Here is a 1,607-nt window from a genome sequence, read left to right as displayed (position 1 = left end):
CCAGCCCATAGCAGGCGCCCACAGGCGGAACCGCGCCGAGCGCACAGTCGGGGAAGACCTCCGCAGCTTCCGGCTCAGTGGCCAAGTGAATCTCATGCCCGAGCTCTGTCCTGAGATCGGACAGCTGAAGATGATGAGACGCGGGGAGAACGGCGAGCTTGTAGCGGCCCCCATCGTTGAGCACGACAGCTTTGGCCAGCCGGTCACTCGGAATGTGACCTGCGTGGGCGGACCCCAGCGCTGACAGGGTCGGTTCATGCGGCACAAGCTTGTACCGGATCCCTTGCTTGTCCATGTACTTTTGAAGTGTGGGTGCGATGGTCATGACGGACCTCCGATGGGGCAAGGAGTTCCCTGCACCACGAGGCATGTCCTGTTCGACCGACACCGCATGGCGCGGCTTCTTGGCAGCTGCATATTATACACCCCTGTGTCCCTGGTGCCAATCGAACTGCTGGTCTGGTGATCCGCCGTAGTGGCGAACTGGATCACCCCAGCCTAGTGCGCCATCAGGACCGGAACAGTGGTGTTCGACAGAATGTGGCTGGTGGCTCCGCCGAAGATGAACTGCCGCAACCGGCTCTGGGTGTAGGCGCCTTTGACCAGCAGATCGCACCCGAGCGACACAGCCGCCAACAGGATAGCCTCGCCAGCATGCCCGTGCGGGTTTGGGACGGTTTGGGTTTCCACCGGCAAGCCGTTGCGTGTGAGGGTGCGGCTGAGATCCTGCGTCGAGGGACCTGAGACGCCCCAGTCCTCAAAGTCGACCACCACGATCCGCTGCGCCTTGGCGAGCAGCGGCATCGCCAGGGCAACCGTGCGAGCCGTTTCCGTGCTCCGGTTCCAGGCAATCACCACGGTCGTGCCCAGAGTGGCAGGCGCGGTTGGTGGCACGAGCAGAACCGGGCGGCCGCTTTCGAACAGCGCCGCCTCGACCGTTGGCAGGCGCGGCTCATTGGGCTCATCACTCGGCCGTCCAAGCACGGTGATGTCGAAGGCTCGTCCATAGTGGCCGAGGAAGTCGTCCTCCGCCAGGTCGCCGCTATGCCAGCCAAAGCAAAGCTCTAAGGCTCCTGTTTCGGAACGGGGAACCCCTTGGGCCGTCATGAACGTCTCAAAGTGACGGCGGGACGCCTCGGCGCGCTCGCGGCGCACCGTAGGATCAAGGAACGGGATGTCACGGATGGCAAGGTCGGAGGCGATGTAGGATGGCAGGTTGGGCGTGATCGCCATGCCTTCCAGGTAGCCGTTCAGGGCTCGCCCGAGCAGCAGCGCCGTCTCCAGAACAGGCTGGATGAGACGATGCTCTTCCACCGGAACGAGGATCGACTTCATGGCTCACCTCCATACCGAATGACGGCTGCCCAGACGCTGAGAGGGATTATACTCTTTCGGCAGCGCCCTGTCGCTGACGGGCTCGCGCGACCCGCCTGACCTGATGCTACCAATCCGGTCCATATCTGTTGCCGCGGTTAACCTAAGTGGTCGGGCGGCTGGCGCAAAGACGTAGGCTCGATATGCTCGACTTCGGGCGGTTCCTCCTGAAACTCCGCTCCCTCCCAGCTTCTTACCGGCGAGCGAGCTTTTTCGTAGAGAAGGAAAGGCCA

Annotated in this window: 2 protein-coding genes; both read right to left on the bottom strand. The window is 62.9% G+C overall.

Features of this window, described 5'->3' with window-relative positions:
- Window positions 1-325, bottom strand: a 325-nt coding sequence (locus JKG68_RS32180) for an aminoacyl-tRNA deacylase (RefSeq protein ID WP_202066476.1), incomplete at its 3' end; no start/stop codon positions are given.
- A gap of 173 nt (window positions 326-498) precedes the next feature.
- Window positions 499-1,335 (bottom strand): universal stress protein, encoded by an 837-nt coding sequence (locus JKG68_RS32175; protein WP_202066474.1) that lies wholly within the window; start codon window positions 1,333-1,335, stop codon window positions 499-501.
- Window positions 1,336-1,607: the final 272 nt, after the last annotated feature.

Source organism: Microvirga aerilata (assembly GCF_016743775.1).
GTDB classification, from domain to species: Bacteria; Pseudomonadota; Alphaproteobacteria; order Rhizobiales; family Beijerinckiaceae; genus Microvirga; species Microvirga aerilata.
The sequence above is the reverse complement of the archived record's forward strand: the minus strand, read 5'-3'. Positions and strand labels throughout refer to the sequence as shown.